We start from the raw sequence: 17,465 nt of genomic DNA, 5'->3' as shown, positions 1-17,465 counted from the left end.
CAAAAGGGGGCGCTTTCGGCGCGCGATATAAACCTAATTGCAACTAGGGTCGAGAGCAGGGTCGCATTTGCCCTCGATCTGCTTCAGCGTGTCGTCGCCATGCGTCTTGGCCAAGGTGCTGAGTGCCGCCGCATTCGCCGGTGCCTTGACGCCGCTGCCCTTGGCGATCTGTGCCTGCTCCTTGGCCTTGAGCTGGGCGAGGTTCGCGGCGGTCTCTTCCTTGGTGAGTTGCTTGGCGGCGACCGGCGGCGGGACATTGAGGTTCGGATAGGAGCCGGTGTCCTTCGGGCCTTCGGTCAAGGCCGTCGGCGCATTGTTCGTGCTAGTGCTCGTGCAGCCGCCGGCGGGCAGCAGCACGCCGACCAGCCCCGCCACGACCGCCATGCGGCAAATCGAACCCGCGTCGAGAAAAAAAGTCCGGCCAACATCAATCGTCATATTGTTTTCCTGGCAGCCGGGTTACAGCAAATTGGACCCGGTCAGATGTCCCATGGTAATATGTCAAGAAAACGCTCCGGGAGGAACCCCGCGAACCATGTCCAAACCTGACGATTCGGACAAAGCGGAAAATGGCGGACCTTCGGCCATCGAGCAATATCTGGTGAAGGATCCCGAGCGCTTCGCCCTGAACATGGCGCGCATGATCGAGCAGGCCGGCAAGGCGGCTTCCGCCTGGGCCGAACCGCGCGAGAAGGGTGAAGTGCGCGACCATGTCGCCGAACCGGTCGTCGACATGGTCAAGACCTTCTCCAAGCTCTCGGAATACTGGCTGGGCGATCCGCAACGCGCGCTCGAAGCGCAGACGCGACTCTTCGCCGGCTATATGACCGTCTGGGCGAACGCCATCCAGAAAGTCAACCCCAACGCCGAGGCGCCGCGGGACGCGGTTCAGCCCGAACGCGGCGACAAGCGCTTCCAGGACCCGGAATGGGGCCGCAACGCCTTCTTCGATTTCCTCAAGCAGGCCTATCTCGTCACCTCGCACTGGGCGAACGAGCTTGTCGAGCATGCCGAGGGCCTGGACGAGCACACCCGTCACAAGGCGAGCTTCTACGTCAAGCAGGTGTCGAACGCGATCGCGCCGTCGAACTTCATCTTGACCAATCCGGAGCTGTTCCGCGAGACCGTCGCCTCGAACGGCGAGAACCTCGTGCGCGGCATGAAGATGCTGGCCGAGGACATCGCCGCCGGCCGGGGCGACCTGAGGCTGCGCCAGGCGGATTACACGCCCTTCGAAATCGGCAAGAACATCGCCACGACGCCCGGCAAGGTCATCGGCCGCAGCGACGTCGCCGAGATCATCCAATACGACCCGGTGACGGAGACCGTGCTGAAACGGCCGCTGCTGATCTGCCCGCCATGGATCAACAAATTCTATATCCTCGACCTCAACCCGCAGAAATCCTTCATCCGCTGGGCGATCGAGCAGGGTCACACCGTCTTCGTCATCTCCTGGATCAATCCCGACGAACGCCACGGGACCAAGGGCTGGGAGGCCTATATCCGCGAAGGCCTGCAATTCGGCCTCGACATGGTGGAGAAGGCGACCGGCGAAAAAGAGGTCAACGCCATCGGCTACTGCGTCGGCGGCACGCTGCTTGGCGCCGCGCTTGCCCTGTTGGCGCAGGAGGGCGATCACCGCATCAAATCGGCCACCTTCTTCACCACGCAGGTCGACTTCACCCATGCCGGCGACCTCAAGGTGTTCGTCGACGAGGACCAGGTCGCAGCCGTCGAGCGCTCGATGAGCGAAAAGGGCTATCTGGAAGGCACCAAGATGGCGACCGCCTTCAACATGCTGCGCTCGGGCGACCTGATCTGGCCCTACGTCGTCAACAACTACATGCGCGGCAAGGAGCCCCTGCCCTTCGACCTGCTCTACTGGAATTCCGATTCCACGCGCATGGCGGCGGCCAACCACTCGTTTTATCTGCGCAATTGCTATCTCGAGAACAATCTCTCGCGCGGCGTGATGGAGCTTGCCGGGCGCATGGTCTCGCTGGCCGACATCACGATTCCGGTCTACAACCTGGCCACGAAGGAAGACCACATCGCGCCGGCGCTTTCGGTGTTTCTGGGATCGCAGTTTTTTGGCGGCGACGTCGAATATGTGATGGCGGGTTCCGGCCACATCGCCGGCGTCGTCAACCCGCCCGCCGCCAGGAAATATCAGTACTGGACCGGCGGCAAGCCGGTGGGTGACTTCAACGCGTGGCTCGCCGCGGCGCACGAGCATCCCGGGTCCTGGTGGACGCACTGGCAACACTGGATTGAGAACCAGGACGACATCCGCGTACCCGCCCGAAAACCGGGCAAGCGTATGAAAACCTTGGGGGATGCGCCGGGCACCTATGTCAAGGTGCGCGTGTAACAGACTGTAATGTCTGGTGAGTTGACGCCCCGCCCAAACAGGGCGAAATGGTGGCGTCAATCGTTCGGCGGCCTCAAATCGGCGTTCGACGCAGAATAATTCCGAGGCTTGCAGATTCGACACACGTCCCGTTCCGGTTGGGAACAGGAGGGTTATCGCGGCGCCGTTCTGGAGTGGCGCGGCGATAACGAACCGACCGGATACCGAGGGGGAATTTATTTTGAAATCAGTAGGTTGGCGTCTTGCACGAGGGGAAAGCCGCAGCATTGCGGCGGCGCTTTTCTCCGTGCTTCTGGCCTCCTGCACATCGACCGGCGACCCGACGATGTCGGTCGTTTCGCCCGCCTACAATTCGACCGCGACCGAAATGAGCGCGTCATCCAGCGCCAAGACCGCGGCTTCGGCCGATTCGTCGTTGCAGGCATCGGCGCCCACTGATCCGGCAGCGACCGTGATGAGCGAGAGCGATACGCCCCTGCCCGAGAAGGTCGCCTATGTGCCGGAGACGCGGCCGGACGGCACCTTCCCCATCGCCATCCCTGCCGGCGCCCAGGCCATTGCCGGAAGCACGCCGCAACCGCTGGTTCAGCAGGCGCAAACGGCGCAACAGACGCAAGCCGTCGCCCAGCAGGTCGCCGCCGGGGATGCCGCCGCCGTCGCGTCGAAGGCGCAGGCGACCACGCAAGCCATGAGCAACGGCGTCTATGTGACCGCCGGCGAGCCTGCGCAGCCGCAGATCGCCGCGCCGAAGAAGAGCCTGTTCGCCTCGCTTTTCAGCACCACGCCGGCTGCGGCCGCGCCCGCCCCCCTGATCAACAACGCGCGCTCCGGCGACCAGCCGGCGGCGCAGGCCAAGACCACGCCGCCGCCGGCCAAGCCGATCGTGACGCTGGCCTCGGCGACCCCGGCCGAGAAGCCGGTGCAACTGGCCTCGCTCGACGACCCGGCCAATCACATCACCGGCGCCGACGCTCTCCCCGGCGTGCGCCAGACGGCGCTGTTCGAGATCAAGCGCAAGTCCGGCATCGACGACGAGAGCGACGTCGACCTCAATGAGGACGAGGGCGGCGGTTCCTACCAGGTGGCGTCGGCCGCCGGCATGGCGAGACTCGCGCCAAATGGTCTTTTGAAGCAGAATGAAAGCGTCGACGTCGCCTGCCTCAAGCCTTCGCTGGTGCGGGTGCTGAAGACGATCGAGGGCCATTTCGGCCGCAAGATGATCGTCACCTCCGGCTATCGCGATCCCTCGCGCAACCGCCGCGCCAACGGCGCCAAGAACTCGCTGCACATGTACTGCGCCGCCGCCGACATCCAGGTGCCGGGCGTCTCGAAGTGGGAGTTGGCGAACTACGTCCGCACGATGCCGGGCCGCGGCGGCGTCGGCACCTACTGCCACACCGAATCCGTCCATGTCGACGTCGGCCCCGAGCGCGACTGGAACTGGCGCTGCCGCCGCCGCAGCGGCGGTGGCGAGGACGGCTGAGCCTGCCCGCCGTTCGTGCACGTCCGGCGCTTTTTTCGTCTAAAGCCACGCGTTTCACGGCGCCGTGAAAAATTGTCGCATATGGCTGCGGATGGGTTGCCGGTTGGCAACAACGCAATTATAAGCCGCTTCGTCTGAGCGCGCCCATCGTCTAGCGGTTAGGACACCGCCCTTTCACGGCGGTAACAGGGGTTCGATTCCCCTTGGGCGTACCAGTCTTTTCAAAGACATGTGAGGACCGTCGAGCGGCGATCAGGGGCCTAACGCTTGAGGATTATCTGAGGCAGAAGCTACCGACCGATCCGCTCACCAGCCAAATCGGCAGTTTCATTTCCTGTGTGCGATCGCTTCGATGAGCCTTTGGATAGCCTCCCCGGGGCGGCGCGCTGGAACTTCACCCCATTCCAATTGATGAAGCAGCGAGAAACCCTCCTGGTTACATCCGTGGTTAGGTTGGCAAAGGCCTGGCCACATGGCAGCCGGGCCATCGTTTCACTTGCGCAATTCATCAGGACTTCTTGTCGCCGTCGGGATTTGGTGCCGGTGCCTCTCGTACGTCTCGCGGTGGCTTGTCGACATGTTCAGGCTCTGGCGATCCTTCCTGATCGGGAACAGGTCCCTTTTTCTGGTCGGACTTCGGCTGCGGTTCTTTGACCTTGGTAGGCATATCGACGTAACTGGTTAACCCGCACTCTCGTTCCGCTTGCGGAGTGAAATTGCACGTACGGATGGCCGAGAAATGCCCATTGTACTCCCTCTCGGCGGAACAGGCCTCGGACGTCTTGTTCGCTTCGGATTGGCAACCGAGAGGAGGCGTCATGGAGCGCGGCCGGGTCTGGTTCATTGCGGCAGTCGGCGCGACAATGGGCTCTCGGGGGCAGAAACCCGCCATTAACGCCATTCACGGCTGACAGGGTGTAGACTCCCAACCGAAGGTGTAGCTTCTCCTCGTTCCCAACCGTGGAGGCAAGAATGAACTTGCTTCGGATAGCGCTGCCGTGCGCGGCGATGATTGGCCTGGCAGGCGCTTCGCCTGTTCGCGCCGACGATCAACCTGTCCAGCCGAATAGCCAGCCAGCGACGGAACCATCGCCGGCAATTCATTGCGAGGGGCAAAATTGCCTGCCCCCGGCCGAGGATCCGGTCCTCGACTGCAAGGGCCCGGATTGCACGCCGGCTCCGGCGACTGACCAGACGCCGGCCCCGGAGATGCAAAAGGTCAAGTAAATGGCATCAGCCGGCGTCTGGGATTACGTGCAAGCCGGGAAAGCGGCGCTGGCCGCCGATCAATCCGGAACCATGGGCGCCGGCTCTTCGCACCGATAAACCATGCACCGACCGTCGCTCGCCGGGACATAGTCGACCATCGGCACGTAAGGAGCATCGCACTCATTGCCGAATTGGCGGACGTAGCGATCATAGGTGTTCGCTCCGGTGCTCAGCACCGCTGCGTGGTGGCTCTGGATCAGCGCCTGGGTCTGCGCGCAGGTCATCTTGCGTGTGTCGGGCCTCGCATCGGCGAAATTTGTGGCGGCAACGATCATCGCTGCCGCGCAAAACGCAATCTTGCGTATGGGCATGGTGGCATCCTCGCAAAACATCGTATCGCCAAATTCGCATCCGGCGACGCCGTTCCGCAACGGTCGCGCTATCACGATGCGGCGAGCAAAGCCGACATCGCGTCGGACAGCGCAGGGACGAACGGGGCTGCCGAAACGCTAGACCGCCGCGAAAACCACCGTCTGCAGCAACCCTCCTCCCTGCCTGTTCTCCAGCGTGATCGTGCCGCCGTAGCGCTCGATGATCTCCTTCGCGATCGCGAGCCCCAGCCCAGCGCCCGGAATGAATTGCGTGCGCGCCGGATCGACTCGGAAGAACGGCTCGAAGGCCTTGTTCAACAGGTCCGGCGGAATGCCGGGGCCGCGGTCGGCGATGGTGAGAGCCGCTTGGCCGCCCCGCCCCGCGAGCGCGATGCTGCAGCTCTTGCCGTGCGTGGCGGCGTTGACGATCAGGTTGCGCAGCGCGCGGCGCAAGCCAAGCGCGCCGGCTTTGACCGATACGTGATCAAGGTGGTCGATCGTCACCGCGTGGCCAAGCGAGACCATCTCGACCTCGATATCGCGGACCAGCCTGTCCAGTTCCACCGGCTCGACCGCGTCCTGATTCACCTCCTCGCGCACCAGGCGGATGGCGCTGTCGGCGATGCGATCGAGCTCGTCGAGATCGCTCAGCCATTTTTCGCGGTCTTCGTCGAGGAACTCGGCCCTGAGCCGCATCCTGGTCATCGGCGTGCGCAGGTCATGACCCGCGGCCGCGACAAGGCGCATGCGGCTTTCCATCGCGGTCTTGAGCCTTTCCGACAGCTCGTTGAGCGCACGCGCCGTCGCCCTGACTTCGGCGGGTCCTTTCTCCGGCACAGCCGCCAGCACCCCATCCGATCCGATCTTGCTGACGGCGGCTTCCAGCATCTCCAGCGGCCGCACCAGCACACCGGTAAAGTAGATCGAGACCGGCGTGGCGCCGAGCACGATCAGCGCCATCCAGCCCGCCAGCCCATACCAGACATCGCGCGGCGGACCGAAATCGGGAACGTCGACGATCATCCAGCGATTGCCAGGCAGAGCGACCGAGGCGACCATGCCCGGCCCGCCGACGTTACGGGTGACGACAGCCGAAACATCGACGCCGTCATGCTGCAGGATATCGTTCAGCACGCGCGTGTGCTTGCGGTCCTCGATACCGGGGGCCGGACTGCCGCCGACGGTGATCGGCGCGTCGCGCGCGGTCTGCGCGTGGCCGGGAGCCAATTGCACCATATACTGGATCTGGTGGGCCAGCGGCCCCATGATCAGTTCGGGCGACGGACCGCCGAGCACCTTGACGGCAACGAATGTCGCGAGGCCCACGACACCGAGGATCGAAACGACGAGAAGGATGATCAGCCGCCGGCGCAGCGAGGTCATGTGCCCGCCTCCGTCGTCGGGGCGCGGTACTCCATCGTCTCGACGCGCGCGGTCAGCTGATAGCCGCCATTGCGCACCGTCTTGAACAGCGCCGCCTCGCCCGCTTCGGCAAACTTCTTGCGCAGCCGGCTCACCAGCACGTCGACGGAGCGCTCCAGCGGATCGCGCTCGCGGCCCTGCGTCAGGTCGAGCAGTTGGTCGCGCGACAAAAGCCGGCCGGGACGGTCGAGGAAAACCTGCAGCAGGTCGAACTCGGCGCCGGTAAGATCGATCAAGGCGCCATCGGCATCCATTACCTTGCGTGTGTCCGGCTCCAGCCGGTAGCCGGCGAACTGGTAGACGCGCACCTTGGGCGGAGCGGCCTCCTCGGGCGCCGAGCGCCTGAGCACGGCGCGGATGCGGGCCGACAGCTCGCGCGGGTTGAACGGCTTGCCGAGATAGTCGTCGGCGCCGAACTCCAGCCCGATGATGCGGTCGACATCCTCTTTCAGCGCCGTCAGCAGGATGACCGGGATGTGCGGCTTGCGGTCACGCAGGCTCCTGCAGATGTCGAGACCCGAGCCATCGGGCAGCATGACGTCGAGCACGACAAGATCGAACTGGCCGGCGCCCAGCTTCTGCTCGCACTCGCGCCTGTCCGCCGCCACCGAGACGCGAAAGCCCTGGCCGTCCAGATAGCGCCCGAGCAGCGTGCGGATCTCGCGGTCGTCGTCGACGACGAGGATGTGGGGTTGTGCCTGCATATCCGGCCCGTTTCACCTTGCCCGTTATCGTTGCCCGTCTGTCACTGCTTGTCCCTGATTATAGGAAGTGCCGCGCGCCAACGGCACGAAAAATTGCAACCGAACGTTTCCCGCAAGGCGCCGGAAACGTTCGGAAACAAATCTCCTTTTTGCGGAAACCTTCGGCAACACGCCGACGCGAAGCGGCAAAAGTCGCTTCCTATCCTCCCTGCATCCGAAGCATGCAGGAAAGGATAACGTCATGCGAAGCAGACTTTTGGCGCTCGGCCTGTTCTCGGTCGCGGCGATCCACCCGGTGCTGGCCGCCCAGCCCGAGCCCGGCGCACCGGCCGACCAGCCGCCGGCCTTCGATCGGCAGGACGATGCGGGCCCAGGCCCGATGCGCTGGCACGCACAGCACTGGGCGATGCGGCATGGACCGGAGGATTTCGGACCTCGTCGCATGGGACCGCCGCCCGAAATGCTCGCGGCGCACCTTTCGTTGCTCGAGACCCGCATCGGCATCCGCTCCGAACAGCTCGACGCCTGGCGCGATTACACCAGCGCGCTGCAGGCGGTGCTGGCGCCGCCGGCACGACCGGACTTCGGCCTGGGCGGCACCGGCGGTCCGGATCCCGACAGACCCGCGCCAGGTGCTGGCCGCGATCCCTTCGCGTTCCAGGAAAAGCTGGCCGACGATGTCACGACGCGCGCCAACTCGGCGGCCAAGCTGAAGGACGCGATCGCCGCGCTCCGCTCCAAGCTGACACCCGAACAGCTTGAAATCCTCGCTTCGGCGGATCGGCCGCATGGCCCGCCCCCCGGCCTGTGGGGTGATCCGCCGGATGCAGCCGGCCCCGGAGGTCTGCCCGATCACGGCGGACAGCTGGCGAGCAACTCTGACCGGCTGCGCCGGCCGGCCCCCTGACCCACCCGTTCAAGGGCCGGCCGGTACTTTCTGTGAGTTGCCGGACGCGTCCGCGCGACCGCCAACTCGCATGGAGCGCATTATGATGTGGGAAGCCCTGATGATGCTGCGGCTGCTTGCCTCCCTGGGCTCGCCCTTGACGACCCGCCCTGGCGCCAGCGCCAGGCAGCGGATCCTGTCGAAGCAGGCATTGCAGGGGGCGATCCGGCTGAGCTTCGCCGCCTACCGCCTGTCGCTTCCGATCTCGCCTTCGAACACCGAAAATCATGACCAGAAAATTGCGTAAAAGCCATCTTCTCCTCGTCGCCATACTGGTCGCGGCCGCTGTCGCCGCGATGCTGAAGGCCTATGGCCGCGGCGCGCCGGAGCCGGACGTCGGGAAAGCCGCGCCTGCTCAGGCTGCCACGCTCACCGTTTCGGTGGAGCGGGTCCATCCCGAGGCGGTCACGTCTTCCGTCAGCGCCACCGGCACGGTGGCAGCCTGGCAGGAAGCGACGATCGGCGCGGAAGAGAGCGGCCTGCGCCTGACCGAGGTCCTGGCAGCCGAGGGCGACCGTGTGAGGGCCGGCGATGTCATCGCCCGGTTGGACGACTCGCTTCTCAAAGCCCAGCTTGCCGAGCAGAAGGCGGCTGTCGCCCAGGCGCAGGCGACGCTCGACTCCGCGCTGTCAGCCGCCGCGCGTGCCGACAAGCTGCTCGCCAGCAATGCCGTCAGCGCGGAGACCGCCGAGGAAAAGGCGACCGCGGTGAAAACCGGCAAGGCAGGTGTCGAGCAGGCCGAGGCCGCCGCAGACAGGTTGCAGGCCGAGCTCGACAGGACGACTATCCGCGCACCGTTCGACGGCATCGTGTCCAGCAAGCCGGCCGTGACGGGCTCCATCGTCCAGGCCGGCACTGAGTTGATGAAGATCATCCGCGACGGCAGGCTGGAGATCGGCGTCCTCGTCCCGGAAAAGGATCTGGCGGCCATCTCGGTTGGCCAGGCGGCGAACATCGTCGACGCCTCGGGCCGCGCTTTCTCCGGCAGCGTTTCCTCGATAGCGGAGACGGTTAATGCGACCACCCGGCTCGCCACCGTCTATGTCGCGGTCGGCGAAGGTTCCGGGCTGAAGCCCGGCATGTTTGCCCGCGTCACGATCGAGACGGCGTCGTCCCGGCGGCTTGCCGTCGCCGAGACGGCCCTGGTCTGGCATGACAGCAAGCCGGCCGTGTTCGTCATTGACGGTGAAAGCAAGGTCAGCGCGCGTCCCGTCGCGACCGGCACGCGCCAGAACGGTCGGGTCGCCATCGAAAGCGGCCTGTCGGAAGGCGACCAGGTCGTCGTCGCCGGCGCCGGCTTCCTCAATGACGGCAATCTCGTGCGCGTCGCCGCCGGCGAAGCGACGGCCGCCGATGCCGCAAGCGCGGCGGAGCAGACGCAATGAACGCCATCTCCTCCTGGTCGATCCGCAATCCGGTGCCGACCATCGTGCTGTTCCTGTCGCTGGCCATCGCCGGCGCCTATGGCTTCATGCAGCTGCGCACGAACAACATGCCCGACATCGACCTGCCGACCGTCACCGTCACGGTGGCGCAGCCGGGCGCGGCGCCGAGCGAAATGGAAGTCCAGGTCGCGCGGGTGATCGAAAATGCCGTGGCAACCCTCGAAGGCGTCGACGACGTCTCGACCTCGATCAGCGAGGGCTCATCCGTCACCACGGTCGAATTCACCCTCGGCACCGATCCCGAGACCGCCACCAACGATGTCCGCAACGCGGTCTCGGGTGTGCAGTCCAGCCTGCCGGCCGCAGCCCAGACGCCAGTCGTGGCGAAGGTCAACGCGACCGGCAATTCGGTGCTGACCTTTGTCGTCGAGGCGCCCGCTATGTCGCCGGATCAGCTGAGCTGGTACATCGACAACGACGTCGCCAAGGTGCTGCTCGGTGTCGATGGCGTCTCCAAGATCACCCGTTCCGGCGGCGTCGACCGGGTCATCCGCGTCGAGCTCGATCCCGACCGCCTGGCGGCGCTGGGCATCAGCGCCGGCGATGTCAGCCAGACGCTGGCTTCCAACAACGTCAACCAGCCGGGCGGCCGCGCCAATATCGGTGGCCAGGAGCAGTCAGTGCGCACGCTCGCCAGCGCCACGACGGTCGAGGCGCTGGCCGACACCCGCATCGCGCTCAATGGCGCCGGTGACGTCAAGCTGTCCGATCTAGGCACCGTCGTCGACAGCTGGGAAAAGCCGCGCCAGGCCGCCTATCTCGACGGCAGGCAGGTCGTCGCCTTCAATGTCTACAGATCGGTCGGTTCGAGCGAGATCGACGTGGTCAAGGCCGCCCGCGCCGCGATCGCCGACTTGGGGGCCAGGACCACGACGGCGAAATTCACCGAAGTCACCTCCTCGTCCGGCTTCGTCCAGGAAAGCTATGATGCCGCCCTCGAGGCGCTCTGGCTCGGCGCTCTGCTCGCCGTCGGCGTGGTCTGGCTGTTCCTGCGCGACATCAGGGCAACGCTGGTGTCGGCGGTAGCCATGCCGCTGTCGCTGATCCCGACCTTCGCGGTGATGGCGGCCTTCGACATCTCGCTCAACAACATCACTTTGCTCGCGCTGTCGCTGGTCGTCGGCATCCTTGTCGACGACGCCATCGTCGAGATCGAGAACATCGTGCGCCACATGCGCCAGACCGGTGTCAGCGCCTACCAGGCAGCGATCGAGGCGGCGGACGAGATCGGCCTCGCCGTGGTTGCGACCACAGCCACCATCGTCGCCGTTTTCCTGCCGGTCGCCTTCATGCCCGGCATTCCCGGCAAGTTCTTCTTCTCCTTTGCCGTCGCTGTCTGCGTATCCGTGCTGTTTTCGCTGCTGGTGGCGCGCATGCTCACCCCGTTGATGGGCGCCTATCTGGTGCGCGCCGGCGGCCACGACGAGGACGATCTGCCTGCCTGGGTGCCGACCTATCTGTGGCTGCTGCGCAAGGCGCTCGACCACCGCTGGATCACGCTGTTGGCAGGCATTGCCTTCTTTGCCGGCTCGATGGCGCTGGCAACGAAACTGCCGACCGAATTCATGGCGGCGGCGGATCGCGGCCGCTCGATGATCTCGGTCGAGCTGCAGCCCGGCTCGACCATCGAGCAGACCACGGCTGTGGTGCAGGAGATCAACAAACGGCTTCAGAAGGAGCCGGCCGTCGACAGCGTGTTTGCCAACATCGGCACGGCCGTCTCGTCAGGCGGCGGGCCGAACCAAAGCTCGAGCTCGGCCGAGGTGCGGACCGCGACCGTCACGGTCAACCTGAAGCCGCGCGCCGAGCGCACCATGAGCCAGCAGCAATTCGAGGCCGAGGCTTCGCCGAAGCTCAACGGCATTCCAGGCGCCCGCATCCAGTTCGGCGCCGACGGCTTCGCCGGCGCCAAGGTGTCGATCACACTGGTCGGCGACGACGGCGCGGCTCTCGAAAAAGCGAGCAACGCGCTGATCGAGCAGATGAAATCCGTGCCGGGCCTGATCAACCCGACCTCGACGGCCGCCACCACCAAGCCCGAGCTGATCGTGCGACCCGACAGCGCCAGGGCTGCCGAGCTTGGCGTCACGCCGACAGAGATCGCCGCGACGGTGAAGATCGCCACCATCGGCGACACCGACACCAGCCTGGCGAAATTCAATCTCGGCGATCGACAGGTGTCGATCGTCGTCACTCTGCCCGACGGCGCCATCGACCATCCGGCGAAGCTTGCGGTGTTGCCGCTGGCCGGCAGCAAGGGCACGGTGCCGCTCGGCGCCGTCGCCGCCATCGGCTTCAGCGCCGGACCGAACAGCATCACGCGCGTCGACCGCAGCCGCAGCGCGACGATAGAGGCCGACCTCTCCGGCCTGACGCTTGGCCAGGCGACCACAGCCATTCGCGCGCTGCCGATCATGAAAAGCCTGCCCCAGGGCGTGCACGAGCTGGCGCGCGGCGATGCCCAGCGCATGCAGGAGTTGTTCACGGGCTTTGCCACCGCGATCGCCGCCGGCATCATCCTGATGTATCTGACGCTGGTTTTGCTGTTCCGCAGCTTCGTGCAGCCGGTGACCATCCTAGTGGCGCTGCCGCTGTCGGTCGGCGGCGCGCTTGGCTTCCTGCTCGTCACGGGCAAGGCACTTGGCATCTCGCCGTTGATCGGCATACTGATGCTGATGGGCATCGCGGCCAAGAACTCGATCCTGCTCGTCGAATATGCCCTGGTCGCCGAGAAGGAGCATGGCATGAGCCGCTTCGAGGCACTGCTCGACGCCGCCCGCAAGCGAGCCCGGCCCATCGTCATGACATCGATCGCCATGGGCGCCGGCATGTTGCCGATCGCGCTTGGCATCGGCGCCGACGCCGAGACCCGGGCGCCGATGGCGATCGCCGTGATCGGCGGTCTCATCTCCTCGACCGTGCTCAGCCTCGTCTACGTGCCGGTGGTCTACACTTTCATGGACGACATCCAGGGCTTCCTCGCCCGCCATCTCGGCAAGCTGTTGGTCGAAGCGCCCGGCGCTACCGGCCAAGCGGGAACCGCAACTCCAGCGAAAGATCCAGCCAATGCATATCAAGCCTGATCGCTCTCTGTTGCTGGCGAGGCCTCGCCGCCTGTCTCCCTGGGCGGGAATTCTGTGCGCCGCGCTTCTCCTGGCGGCCTGCTCGCAGGAAAAGAGCCAGGTGCCGGCCGGCATGGGTGGCGTCGGCAGGCCCCAGGTCGGCGTCGTCACGCTGCATCCGCAATCGGTTGCGATCACCGCCGAATTGCCGGGCCGCACGGCTGCCTCTCTCATTGCCGAGGTGCGCCCGCAGGTCGACGGCATCATCCAGCAGCGCCTGTTCCAGGAAGGCGCCGAGGTGGTGGCGGGACAGCCGCTCTACCTTATTGACCCGGCGAGCTATCAGGCGGCCTATGACAGCGCCGTCGCCACCCAGCAGAAGGCGGAAGCCGCGGTGCCCACCGCGCAGGCCAAATTCGATCGTTATTCCGGGCTGCTGAAGCAGAACGTGGTCTCGAAGCAGGATTACGACGATGCCGCCGCGACGCTGGCGCAGGCCCAGGCCGATGTCGCGTCGGCCAAGGCCAGCGTCGAGACCGCGAAGATCAGCCTCAACCGCACCTCGATCACCGCGCCGATCGCCGGCCGGATCGACAAATCGTCATTGACGCCGGGCGCGCTGGTCACGGCCAACCAGGAGACGGTGCTGACCACCATTCGCTCGCTCGACCCGATCAATGTCGACGTCACGCAATCGAGCACCAACCTGCTCAATCTGCGCCAGGCGATCAACGAAGGCCGGCTGAAGTTCAGCGGGGCCAATGTCAGCGTCAAGCTGAAGCTCGACAACGGCACCATCTACGCAGAGGACGGCAAGATGGAATTCGCCGGCGCCAATGTCGACCAGTCCACCGGCACCTTCGCGCTCAGAGCCCAGTTTCCCAATCCCGACCGCCTGCTCTTACCGGGCATGTACGTGCGCGCCATCGTCGAGGAAGGCGTAGCCCAAAACAGCTTCCTGGTGCCGCAGCGCGGCGTCACCCGTGATCCCAAGGGCCAGGCGACGGCCATGGTGGTCAATGCCCAGGGCAAGGTCGAGCAGCGTACGCTGAGCGTGCGCAACAGCGTCGGCAACAACTGGCTGGTGGATTCCGGCGTCGGCGACGGCGACCGCGTCATCGTCGAGGGCCTGCAGCTGGTGCGCGCCGGCGGCGACGCGACGGCGGTCGAAGTGACGATCGACGAAACGACCGGCGAGATCAAGGACCGCGAGCAGAACTCCGCCTCAGCCGCCCCCGCCAGCGGCAATGCCGCCGGTGCCGCAAAGCAGCCGGCCTCCGGCGCAACCGGGAACTAAAGCGATGTCGGGTTTCTTCATCAACCGGCCGATCTTCGCCTGGGTGATCGCCATCGTGATCATGCTGGGCGGCCTGCTCGCGCTGCAATCGCTGCCGATCTCGCAATATCCGCAGATCGCGCCGACCACCGTCAACATCAGCGCCACCTATCCCGGCGCCGATGCCCAGACCGTCGAGAACTCGGTGACCAAGGTCATCGAGCAGGGCATGACCGGCATCGATAATCTCGATTACATGACGGCGACGTCGACCTCGACCGGTCAGGCTTCGATCACGCTGACCTTCACCAGCGCCGCCAACGCGGACACGGCCCAGGTTCAGACGCAGAACAAGCTGCAGCTGGTGCAGTCGCAGCTGCCCCAGGTCGTCCAGAGCAACGGCATCACCGTCTCAAAATCCTCGACCGGCTTCCTGATGGTCATCGGCTTCGTCTCCAGCGACGGCAAGATGAACTCGACCGATCTTGCCGATTATGTCGACAGCACCGTCAACGACACCCTGAAGCGCGTCGAAGGCGTCGGCTCGACGCAGCTCTTCGGCTCCGGCTATGCCATGCGCATCTGGCTCGACCCCGACAAATTGGCGCAATATGCGCTGATGCCGAGCGATGTCGCCACCGCCATCGAGGCGCAGAACACGCAGGTTTCGGCGGGCCAGCTCGGCGGCTTGCCGGCGCGCAAGGGCCAGCAGCTCAACGCCACGGTGACGGCCAAGAGCCGGCTGCAAACCGCCGAACAGTTCCGCAACATCATCCTCAAGAGCAATACCGACGGCTCGCTGGTTCGGCTGAACGACGTCGCCAAGGTCGAGATCGGCGCCGAAAGCTACACCACGCAGGCCCATTACAACGGCAAGCCCGCCGCCGGCGTCGCCATCAACCTGGCGACCGGTGCCAACGCCATCAGCACCGCGGAGGCGGTACGCGCGACGATCAATCGCCTGAGCTCGACCTTCCCGCAAGGCGTCGAGGTCGTCTACCCATACGACACCTCGCCCTTCGTGCGCCTGTCGATCGAGGAAGTGGTGAAGACGCTCGCCGAAGCGATCGTGCTGGTTTTCCTGGTGATGCTGCTTTTCCTGCAGAACCTGCGCGCCACCATCATCCCGACGATCGCCGTGCCGGTGGTGCTGCTCGGCACATTCGGCGTGCTTTCCTTCTTCGGCTATTCGATCAACACGCTCACCATGTTCGCCATGGTTTTGGCCATCGGCCTGCTCGTCGACGACGCCATCGTCGTGGTCGAGAATGTCGAGCGCGTGATGCAGGAGGAAGGCCTGCCGCCGAAAGAGGCGACGCGCAAATCGATGCACGAGATCACCGGCGCGCTGATCGGCATCGCAACCGTGCTGTCGGCCGTGTTCGTGCCGATGGCCTTCTTCGGCGGCTCCACCGGCATCATCTACCGGCAATTCTCCGTCACCATCGTCTCGGCGATGGTGCTCTCGGTGCTGGTCGCGCTGGTGCTGACGCCGGCGCTATGCGCCACGATCCTGCGCCCGGCCAAGAACCATGCGACGCAGAAAGGTCCGTTCGGCTGGTTCAACCGCGTCTTCGATCGCAGCACGATCGCCTATCGCGACGGCTCGCACGGCATCATCAACCGGTCGTGGCGCTTCCTTGCCGTGTTCCTGGCCATCGTCATCGCCATGGGCTGGATGTTCGCCCGGCTGCCGAGCTCGTTCCTGCCGGACGAGGATCAGGGCATTCTGATCACCAGCGCATCGCTGCCGGTCGGCGCGACGCAGGATCGCACCGAGCGCGTGCTGGCCGAGGTGACGAACCACTATCTGAACGAGGAGAAGGACGCGGTCGAAGGTGTGTTCACCGCTTCCGGCTTCGGCTTCGGCGGTGCCGGACAGAATGTCGGCATCGCCTTCGTGCGGCTGAAGGATTTCGACCAGCGCAAGACGCCGGCTCTCGCCGCCTCGGCGGTGGCCGGCCGCGCCATGGGCGCCTTCTCCAAGATCAGGGATGCACAGGTCTTCGCGCTCGCCCCGCCCGCCATCCAGGGTTTCGGCAACACCAACGGCTTCGATTTCTACCTGCAGGACGTCAATGGCACCGGCCATGAAGCGCTGATCCAGACACGCAACCAGCTGCTGGGCCTGGCCGCGAAGAGCACGCTGCTCGCCAACACCCGTCCCAACGGCCAGGAGGATCAGCCGCAATTCTCGGTCGATATCGACCAGGAAAAAGCGAGCGCGCTGGGCATCAGCCTTGCCGACATCAACAACACGCTGTCGACCGCCTGGGGCAGCGACTACGTCAACGACTTCATCGATCGCGGCCGGGTGAAGCCGGTCTATCTGCAATCGGACCCGGACTTCCGCATGCAGCCGGAAGACCTCGACAAATGGCAGGTCCGCAACTCCGGCGGCGCCATGGTGCCGTTCTCGGCCTTCGCCTCCAGCCACTGGACCTACGGATCGCCCCGGCTCGAACGCTACAACGGCTCGGCCGCGGTGGAGATCCAGGGCGCGGCGGCGGCGGGCCAAAGCTCCGGCGCGGCGATGGACGAGATCGACAGGCTGGTCGCGCAACTGCCGGCCGGATATTCGCATGAATGGACCGGGCTATCGCACCAGGAGAGGCTTTCCGGCAACCAGGCGATGTCGCTCTACGCGATTTCGGCGCTGGTCGTCTTCCTCTGCCTTGCCGCGCTTTACGAGAGCTGGTCGATCCCGTTCGCCGTCATGCTGTCGGTGCCGATCGGTATCTTCGGCGCGCTGGCGGCGGCAAGCCTGTTCGGGCAGACCAACGACGTCTATTTCAAGGTCGGGCTGCTGACCACGATCGGTCTTGCCGCCAAGAACGCCATCCTCATCGTCGAGTTCGCCATTGAGCGGCAGTCGGCCGGAATGGGATTGGTCGAGGCGACGCTCGAGGCGGCGCGACAACGCCTGCGGCCGATCCTGATGACGTCGCTGGCCTTCATCCTCGGCGTCACGCCGCTTGCGATCGCCAGCGGCGCCGGCTCCGGCGCGCAGAACTCGGTCGGCATCGGCGTCATGGGCGGCATGATCGCGGCGACCGCGATCGGCGTCTTCCTCGTGCCGCTGTTGTTCGTCACGGTGCGCCGCATCTTCAGGGGCAAGGCGGCCAAGCAGGATATGGGCGGGACACAAGCCACAGCCACTCCGGAATAAAGGTTTC

At 65.3% G+C, this 17,465-nt stretch carries 12 protein-coding genes and 1 tRNA gene; 9 read left to right on the top strand and 4 right to left on the bottom strand.

All coding sequences use genetic code 11. The features are described 5' to 3' along the window. Positions 1–33: 33 nt before the first annotated feature. Complete coding sequence (locus FJW07_RS22895) at positions 34–438, bottom strand: hypothetical protein (protein ID WP_181182704.1); 405 nt, start codon at positions 436–438, stop codon at positions 34–36. A gap of 97 nt (positions 439–535) precedes the next feature. Here FJW07_RS22895 and phaC point away from each other — a divergent pair, with 97 nt between their 5' ends. The 3 genes from phaC to FJW07_RS22880 all read left to right on the top strand — a co-directional run bounded on the left by phaC (position 536) and on the right by FJW07_RS22880 (position 4,069). Continuing rightward, positions 536–2,371, top strand: coding sequence for a class I poly(R)-hydroxyalkanoic acid synthase (gene phaC, locus FJW07_RS22890; RefSeq protein ID WP_140652389.1), 1,836 nt, complete (start codon positions 536–538; stop codon positions 2,369–2,371). 325 nt (positions 2,372–2,696) lie between these two features. Next, positions 2,697–3,854 carry a YcbK family protein gene (locus FJW07_RS22885; RefSeq protein ID WP_181182005.1) on the top strand — a complete coding sequence of 386 codons (1,158 nt, stop codon included), beginning with the start codon at positions 2,697–2,699 and terminating at the stop codon, positions 3,852–3,854. 140 nt (positions 3,855–3,994) lie between these two features. Continuing rightward, a tRNA-Glu gene (locus FJW07_RS22880) sits at positions 3,995–4,069 on the top strand. A 1,071-nt stretch (positions 4,070–5,140) separates the two neighbouring features. Here FJW07_RS22880 and FJW07_RS22875 read toward each other — a convergent pair. The 3 genes from FJW07_RS22875 to FJW07_RS22865 all read right to left on the bottom strand — a co-directional run bounded on the left by FJW07_RS22875 (position 5,141) and on the right by FJW07_RS22865 (position 7,560). Continuing rightward, complete coding sequence (locus FJW07_RS22875) at positions 5,141–5,434, bottom strand: hypothetical protein (RefSeq protein ID WP_140858871.1); 294 nt, start codon at positions 5,432–5,434, stop codon at positions 5,141–5,143. Between the two features lie 138 nt (positions 5,435–5,572). Beyond that, positions 5,573–6,817, bottom strand: coding sequence for an ATP-binding protein (locus tag FJW07_RS22870; protein WP_140858870.1), 1,245 nt, complete (start codon positions 6,815–6,817; stop codon positions 5,573–5,575). Further along, positions 6,814–7,560, bottom strand: coding sequence for a response regulator (locus FJW07_RS22865; RefSeq protein WP_140647622.1), 747 nt, complete (start codon positions 7,558–7,560; stop codon positions 6,814–6,816). Before FJW07_RS22865 ends, FJW07_RS22870 begins: the two co-directional genes overlap by 4 nt. A 241-nt stretch (positions 7,561–7,801) precedes the next feature. On the opposite strand from FJW07_RS22865, the gene FJW07_RS22860 reads away from it, so the two are divergent. The 6 genes from FJW07_RS22860 to FJW07_RS22835 all read left to right on the top strand — a co-directional run bounded on the left by FJW07_RS22860 (position 7,802) and on the right by FJW07_RS22835 (position 17,458). Continuing rightward, a complete protein-coding gene (locus tag FJW07_RS22860) occupies positions 7,802–8,467 on the top strand; it encodes a hypothetical protein (RefSeq protein ID WP_140858869.1) in 666 nt (221 codons plus the stop codon). An 82-nt stretch (positions 8,468–8,549) separates the two neighbouring features. Beyond that, positions 8,550–8,753 (top strand): hypothetical protein, encoded by a 204-nt coding sequence (locus FJW07_RS22855; RefSeq protein ID WP_246680851.1) that lies wholly within the window; start codon positions 8,550–8,552, stop codon positions 8,751–8,753. Beyond that, a complete protein-coding gene (locus FJW07_RS22850) occupies positions 8,734–9,891 on the top strand; it encodes an efflux RND transporter periplasmic adaptor subunit (RefSeq protein ID WP_140858868.1) in 1,158 nt (385 codons plus the stop codon). The genes FJW07_RS22855 and FJW07_RS22850 overlap by 20 nt, the downstream gene beginning before the upstream one ends. Beyond that, entirely contained in the window at positions 9,888–13,034 is a 3,147-nt protein-coding gene (locus FJW07_RS22845) for an efflux RND transporter permease subunit (protein WP_246680850.1), read from the top strand. Before FJW07_RS22850 ends, FJW07_RS22845 begins: the two co-directional genes overlap by 4 nt. Continuing rightward, a complete protein-coding gene (locus FJW07_RS22840; protein ID WP_140858867.1) occupies positions 13,018–14,310 on the top strand; it encodes an efflux RND transporter periplasmic adaptor subunit in 1,293 nt (430 codons plus the stop codon). The genes FJW07_RS22845 and FJW07_RS22840 overlap by 17 nt, the downstream gene beginning before the upstream one ends. Before the next feature lie 4 nt (positions 14,311–14,314). Continuing rightward, positions 14,315–17,458, top strand: a complete 3,144-nt coding sequence (locus FJW07_RS22835) for an efflux RND transporter permease subunit (protein ID WP_140858866.1) — start codon at positions 14,315–14,317, stop codon at positions 17,456–17,458. Positions 17,459–17,465: the final 7 nt, after the last annotated feature.

Origin of the sequence: Mesorhizobium sp. B3-1-9, assembly GCF_006439595.1 — a bacterium.
Taxonomy (GTDB): Bacteria; Pseudomonadota; Alphaproteobacteria; order Rhizobiales; family Rhizobiaceae; genus Mesorhizobium.
The sequence above is the reverse complement of the archived record's forward strand: the minus strand, read 5'-3'. Positions and strand labels throughout refer to the sequence as shown.

Coding starts and splice junctions, on each gene's coding strand:
- FJW07_RS22875 (WP_140858871.1), bottom strand. CDS start 5,434: ATGCCCATACGCAAGATTGCGTTTTGCGCGGCAGCGATGATCGTTGCC.
- FJW07_RS22855 (WP_246680851.1), top strand. CDS start 8,550: ATGATGTGGGAAGCCCTGATGATGCTGCGGCTGCTTGCCTCCCTGGGC.
- FJW07_RS22865 (WP_140647622.1), bottom strand. CDS start 7,560: ATGCAGGCACAACCCCACATCCTCGTCGTCGACGACGACCGCGAGATC.
- FJW07_RS22845 (WP_246680850.1), top strand. CDS start 9,888: ATGAACGCCATCTCCTCCTGGTCGATCCGCAATCCGGTGCCGACCATC.
- FJW07_RS22850 (WP_140858868.1), top strand. CDS start 8,734: ATGACCAGAAAATTGCGTAAAAGCCATCTTCTCCTCGTCGCCATACTG.
- FJW07_RS22870 (WP_140858870.1), bottom strand. CDS start 6,817: ATGACCTCGCTGCGCCGGCGGCTGATCATCCTTCTCGTCGTTTCGATC.
- phaC (WP_140652389.1), top strand. CDS start 536: ATGTCCAAACCTGACGATTCGGACAAAGCGGAAAATGGCGGACCTTCG.
- FJW07_RS22840 (WP_140858867.1), top strand. CDS start 13,018: ATGCATATCAAGCCTGATCGCTCTCTGTTGCTGGCGAGGCCTCGCCGC.
- FJW07_RS22860 (WP_140858869.1), top strand. CDS start 7,802: ATGCGAAGCAGACTTTTGGCGCTCGGCCTGTTCTCGGTCGCGGCGATC.
- FJW07_RS22895 (WP_181182704.1), bottom strand. CDS start 438: ATGACGATTGATGTTGGCCGGACTTTTTTTCTCGACGCGGGTTCGATT.
- FJW07_RS22835 (WP_140858866.1), top strand. CDS start 14,315: ATGTCGGGTTTCTTCATCAACCGGCCGATCTTCGCCTGGGTGATCGCC.
- FJW07_RS22885 (WP_181182005.1), top strand. CDS start 2,697: ATGTCGGTCGTTTCGCCCGCCTACAATTCGACCGCGACCGAAATGAGC.